Source organism: Stieleria sp. (assembly GCF_041595215.1).
In the GTDB taxonomy this organism is placed as follows: domain Bacteria; phylum Planctomycetota; class Planctomycetia; order Pirellulales; family Pirellulaceae; genus Stieleria; species Stieleria magnilauensis.
In genome coordinates, this window is the sequence record NZ_JBFHKV010000536.1 from 1 (window position 1) to 5,624 (window position 5,624).

Below are 5,624 nucleotides of genomic sequence, written 5' to 3' on the forward strand. Positions count from 1 at the left end.
ACTCGGAAGCAGACGGTTTGTTCGGGTTGAATTTCGACGACCCGATCATGCGATGCTTCGAAGGACCGTTGGTTGGGGAAGTTGGTGGCCGGTTCCAGTCCGGTGACATAGCCGTCGGCGGGATCGGCCGTGTTTTTCCAAAGGACAAATCGCGGCAAGGTCTTGGTGCCGTAGGTGACCGCGAGTGCTTGGGAGGCATCGGCGTTTTGCAGCATCACCGAGGTCAAGTTGGCTGCATCGCTGCGGAGCTTGGCAAAATAGACGCGCTCGGCGTATCCGACTTGCGGCTCGCCAAACTCGTTGAACGATTCGATTTCGCCGGCCGACAGTTTGTCTTTGGGGGCCAGTTCTTCGATCGGCAGGATCAATTTCGAGCCGTCTTCCAGGACGGGTTGGCCGACGTTGATGTGATACAACATTTGCACGGTTGCCGGCGTCGAACGCTCGTTGGTCACGTCGTCAAAGATCTGGACCGCTGCACTGCCGGCGTGGACGCGGATGCGGCTGTTGAGCCGAAGATTGGTGAAGAACAGCCGGCTCTCGCGGAGATCGCCGATCAATTCCAGGCGTCCGGAGACTTCGTCGAATTCGATCTGCAAACCGTCGGCGGGCAGATTGGCGATGCGTCCGTGCAGCGGATAGGCCAGTTTCCCGCTGTCGTCGTGCTCGGGGGCTCCGTTGCTTTCCAGCCCGCAGCGGACCACCAGTTCGTCGAACCCTTCCAGCCAGCCGAGTCCGCTGGGGTCGTGGATCGGGACCAGGGACGGGTGAACGGGGCCATCGACGGGGGAGTGCCAGCCGAAGCGACCGGAGTCGGATTCGATGCTCCAAATCGCCATCCCGCGTGTGGGGAGCACGTTGACGACGACGGCGCCGGTGTCGATCCGCACGATTTCGACCCCGTCGGCACGACCGCCGACGAATCGCCCGTGCCGCGTTTGGATTTTTCCTTTGGGCGATTCAATGGCGACCGAAAGCGGCGATTGATCGTTCCAAACCACACTCTTGAGCCGATCGTCGATCGATCGAGCCGTCTTCGTTTTTACCATCAGAATTCCTTAATCTGTCTCCGCGGACGAATTGCCGCAGCCTGATCGCCGCGTGGCGGATCCCGCGCGGCGATTCGTTTCAGCCGATAGAATGACACGAATGGCATGGCGGTTTCTGCTCCGATTGGGGCAGGTCTGCATTCTTGTCGCACAGTGCTCCAATCAATACAACATGCGGGCAGACTTTCCGCCACAATAGCCCCAAAAATCTCCAACCCTTCCAACCATAAATTCATCCATGACGAATGTGAAGCTCGACGACGGACTTATCCGAGGCGACTCGGTCACCTCGATTTTGGACTCCGCCATGGACGCTGGCGGCGGATTGTTGCGTTTGACCCCGACCTGGGTCCCGCGGTCGTTCCTGCACCCGGGGCGTCGCATCAAGTTGCATCCGGGGGACTATTACCGGTTCGGGGCCGACCGGGGTGGGATCGATGAACGCTGGTTCGGCAGCACCACCGACGCGGCCAACGACGGTCGCGTGTGGCACGAAGGCCAGAGTTTTTGCCTGTTCGAGGGCAAAAAATTCATGCTCAAAGAAGCCATCGCCGAACGGGGCAACGACATCGTCGGCGAAGCGATTTTTGGGAAATACAACCGCTGGCCCGTTTACAGCAAATTCTTTGACAACATGGGGCCGATCCCTCACCACATGCACCAGTCCTTCGAGGACGCGGCGCTGGTCGGACAAGAGGGGAAACCGGAAAGCTACTACTTCCCCCCACAGCTCAACAACGTCGACAACAACTTCGCTTATACCTTCATGGGATTGGAACCGGGGACCAAGCCGGAAGACGTCCGCCGCTGTCTGGAAAATTGGAACGAAGGCGACAACGGGATTCTGGACCTGAGCCGCGCCTACCGATTGAAGCGGGGGACCGGTTGGTTGATCCCGCCGGGCGTTCTGCACGCACCCGGATCGTTGTGCACCTATGAACCGCAATGGGGCAGCGACGTGTTCGGGATGTACCAGTCGATCGTCGAAGGACGCTACGTGCCCTGGGAATTGCTGGTCAAGGACATGCCCGAAGAGAAACACCAAGACCTGGATTTCATCGTCGGCCAGCTCGACTGGGACAAAAATGTTGACACTCACTTTAAAGAGAGCAACTACTTGGAGCCGATCGTGGACGAGAACCGCAGCGGCGACGGATTTGTCGACAAGTGGATCGTTTACGGCACCGTCGACGGCCAGCAGTTGTTCAGCGCCAAAGAGTTGACGGTCGCGCCCGGGGCCAAGTGCACGCTCAAAGATCCTGGTGCGAGCAGCTGGATCACGGTGCAAGGTCGGGGGCGAATGGGAGCCTTGGACCTGCAGACGCCGGCCATGATTCGTTTCGGTGAAAACACGTCCGATGAAGTCTTTATCTCGCACGTCGCCGCAACCGGTGGTGTGGAGATCGAAAACTTGGGCACCGAACCGTTGGTCGGACTGCGTTACTTCGGCCCCAACACGCATAGCGACCTGCCCAAAGGCGGCTCTTGATTCCACTTCCTGCTCTTGATGGCCCGCGCGGCAACGCTTGGGCCATCATCCCCATTGCGATCGAATAGAATCGCAGCCTGATTGCGATCGAATAGAATTGCAGCCTGCGCGACGGCTGCGAATCCCAAAATCGAACTCCTGAATCGACCCTCATCCCCCGAATTCGAAAAACACGATGAAACTTCACAACGCGATGTGGCCCGGACTGGTTGGCAAAGGCGACGGCCCCGACCAAGAACCGCCGATCAGTTTGGAACACATGCTTGACCTGACGGCCGCGGCCGAAGTGAACGGGCGAAAGTTTGACGGTATCGATTACTTTCTGTTCCTGCCGCACACTGATCCGGAAGCCAGCGACGACGACCTGCGGAAGATCGCCGACCTGATCCAGTCCAAGGGGTTTAGCGTCGGATCGCTGGTCGCACCGGTCTGGCCGGGCACGATCGGTGATTCGGCGATGGGCGACAAGGAACAGACCGACAAGTTCCTTTCGGCGGTCAAAATGGCTTGCCGCGTCGCCGGAATTTTTAACGAGCACGGCGTCCGCCAGTACGGCGTGATCCGAATCGACAGCGCCGAATTCGGCGTCGAAAAGTGGCGAGAAGATCCGCAGGCCAACACCAGCAAGATCGCCAACACGTTCCGCGAGGCCGCCAAGATCGCCGCCGACCACGGCGAACGGCTGGCTGCCGAAGGCGAAATCTGTTGGGCCGGCATGCACAGCTGGAAAGACATGCTGGACCTGTTGGAAGCCGTCGGGATGCCCGAAACGCTCGGTTTCCAAGCCGACTTGGCCCACACGTATTTGTATCTGATGGGTTACAACGCCCCCGAGCACGCGCTGCTGCACGACGGGTACAGCGACGAAGAGTTTTATGCCGCTTACGAGAAGATGACCGACAAGCTGCGGCCCTGGACGATCGATTTTCACGTCGCCCAAAACGACGGAGAAGTCCACGGCGCCGGCGACCACGACAAGACCGGCAAACACTGCCCGGCCGATGACCCCAACGGCAAGTTGGACATCGTCAAGTGCGCCGGATACTGGCTCAAAGACGCCGAGCAACGCGGCATCAAACACATCTGCTGGGACGGTTGCATGTTCCCCAACGAAACGCTGGAACAGCCCGGAACGTGGAACACGATCCTTGAAACCATGATCAAAGTCGACGAGTCGCTGAAGTAACCCAGCGGCAATCGGGCAACCACTGAGCCCATTCCACCTGATGACAACACCGCTTTCCATTCCTTCACAACGCAACAACCTACTATGAAACCTCTCAATATCGGCATGGTCGGCTACGGATTCATGGGCCGCACCCACAGCAACGGGTACTGCCAAGCCAACCACTTCTTTGATCTCGAGTACAAGCCTGTCTTGAAAGCGGTCTGTGCGCGAAACAAGGACAAGGCCCAAGCGTTTGCCGACCAATGGGGTTATGAGTCGATCGAGACGGACTGGCGCGAGATGCTCAAACGTGACGATATCGATGCGATCGATGTCTGCACGCCGAACAACCTGCACAAAGAAATCTCGATCGCTGCCGCCGAAGCCGGCAAGATGGTGTTGTGCGAAAAGCCGATCGCGATGAACGTCGCCGAAGGCGAAGAGATGTGCGATGCGGTCGAGAAGGCCGGTGTTGCCAACATGGTTTGGTACAACTATCGACGCGTCCCCGCCGTGTCGCTGGCCAAGCAGCTGATCGATGAAGGTCGATTGGGACGGATCTTTCACTACCGCGCGAACTTCCTGCAAGACTGGACGATCAATGCGGACGTTCCCCAAGGCGGTGCGGCCACATGGCGACTCGATGCCGAAGCCGCCGGCAGCGGCGTGACCGGTGACCTGCTGGCCCACTGCATCGATACCGCTCTCTGGCTCAACGGCGGCATCACCGACGTTTCCGCCGTCGCCGAGACGTTCATCAAAGAGCGAACGCACGCCGAGACCGGTGCCAAGCAAGCCGTCAAGATCGACGACGCCTGCACGTTCCATTGCCATTTCAACAACGGATCGTTGGGGCTGTTCGAATCGACCCGCTACGCACGCGGCCACAAGGCGCTGTACACGTTGGAAATCAACGGCGAACACGCTTCGATCCGGTGGGATCTGCACGACCTGCATCGCTTGGAGTATTTCGATCACAGCGATGATTCGATCGTCCGCGGTTGGAGAAGCGTTCACGTCAGCGACGGCGATCAACCCTACATGGGCAACTGGTGGGTGCCGGGATTGAACATCGGCTACGAACACACCTTCATTCACCAAGTCGCCGACTTCCTGAAATCGCTGGAAACCGGTGAACCGATTGAACCGAGTTTCCGCACGGCTCTGGAGACGCAAAAGGTTTGCGATGCCGTCCTCGCCAGCGCCCACGAGCGAGCCTGGAAAACGATTTAGTCGTTCGACTTCGTAGGGCATGCTGTGCATGCCGAGCGTCACGCACAGCGTGACCTACGCACTACGCACCGATCGTCACGCACAGCGTGACCTACGCACTAGGCACGCTGTCCGCCGCGGACCCAACCGAGCGTCGCCAAGGTGAACGTGGCCAGGGCGACGCCGAGGTATCCGAGGGTCCAGCCGAGCGATCGTGATTCGGCCCAGGCGTACCAGGCACCCAGTGTGGCCATGGCGATGATTGCAACGGCCACGATCAGTAGCATCGGGGACCTGGATCCCGTCACGGCCGAACGCAGCAGGTAGGCGACCGAGACGGCAACGACGACAAGAAAGACTGCGAGGGTGGCGCCCATGTTGGAACTCGTCCGGCAGGTGGTGATGGTCAGTGCTTCATCAGAGCCCGCCGAACGCCTTTGATTCGGAAGTTCCTGTGGTTCGGCCGCGATTGTCCGAGTTTTGTGGGGGCATGCGGTGCATGCTCGACGTGTCGCGCCGCGTGACCTACGTCAATCCCGCCAGTTCGGTGGCGCGGCGGACGCGAGTGATCCCGATCATGTATGCAGCCGTGCGAAGGGAGATGTCCTGTTCGTGTGCGTTCTGCCAGACGTGTTCAAAGGCTTCCGAGAGCGTTCGATCCAGTTCTTGGCGGACGCGGTCCAAGGTCCAACGATAGTGTTGTCGG

5 protein-coding genes and 1 pseudogene are annotated in these 5,624 nt (G+C 59.4%); 3 read left to right on the forward strand and 3 right to left on the reverse strand.

Annotated features, from left to right (window positions below; genetic code table 11):
- On the reverse strand, nucleotides 1-1,049 hold a 1,049-nt coding region (locus tag ABX749_RS19515), incomplete at its 3' end, for an aldose 1-epimerase family protein (RefSeq protein ID WP_372897441.1).
- Nucleotides 1,050-1,287: 238 nt separating this feature from the next.
- Here ABX749_RS19515 and ABX749_RS19520 point away from each other — a divergent pair.
- From ABX749_RS19520 to ABX749_RS19530, 3 genes are all read left to right on the forward strand, one after another.
- Nucleotides 1,288-2,538, forward strand: coding sequence for a hypothetical protein (locus ABX749_RS19520; RefSeq protein WP_145207021.1), 1,251 nt, complete (start codon nucleotides 1,288-1,290; stop codon nucleotides 2,536-2,538).
- Between the two features lie 175 nt (nucleotides 2,539-2,713).
- Nucleotides 2,714-3,724 carry a sugar phosphate isomerase/epimerase family protein gene (locus ABX749_RS19525; protein ID WP_372897442.1) on the forward strand — a complete coding sequence of 337 codons (1,011 nt, stop codon included), beginning with the start codon at nucleotides 2,714-2,716 and terminating at the stop codon, nucleotides 3,722-3,724.
- An 84-nt stretch (nucleotides 3,725-3,808) separates the two neighbouring features.
- Nucleotides 3,809-4,939, forward strand: coding sequence for a Gfo/Idh/MocA family protein (locus ABX749_RS19530; protein WP_145207022.1), 1,131 nt, complete (start codon nucleotides 3,809-3,811; stop codon nucleotides 4,937-4,939).
- 98 nt (nucleotides 4,940-5,037) lie between these two features.
- Here ABX749_RS19530 and ABX749_RS19535 read toward each other — a convergent pair whose 3' ends face one another.
- Nucleotides 5,038-5,295 carry a hypothetical protein gene (locus tag ABX749_RS19535; RefSeq protein WP_372897443.1) on the reverse strand — a complete coding sequence of 86 codons (258 nt, stop codon included), beginning with the start codon at nucleotides 5,293-5,295 and terminating at the stop codon, nucleotides 5,038-5,040.
- A 148-nt stretch (nucleotides 5,296-5,443) separates the two neighbouring features.
- Nucleotides 5,444-5,624, reverse strand: a pseudogene (locus ABX749_RS19540) (glutamate dehydrogenase); the annotation flags it as partial.

Bases quoted from the DNA above. Each gene is read 5' to 3' on its own strand.
- ABX749_RS19520 (WP_145207021.1), top strand. From the start codon at position 1,288: ATGACGAATGTGAAGCTCGACGACGGACTTATCCGAGGCGACTCGGTC.
- ABX749_RS19525 (WP_372897442.1), top strand. From the start codon at position 2,714: ATGAAACTTCACAACGCGATGTGGCCCGGACTGGTTGGCAAAGGCGAC.
- ABX749_RS19530 (WP_145207022.1), top strand. From the start codon at position 3,809: ATGAAACCTCTCAATATCGGCATGGTCGGCTACGGATTCATGGGCCGC.
- ABX749_RS19535 (WP_372897443.1), bottom strand. From the start codon at position 5,295: ATGGGCGCCACCCTCGCAGTCTTTCTTGTCGTCGTTGCCGTCTCGGTC.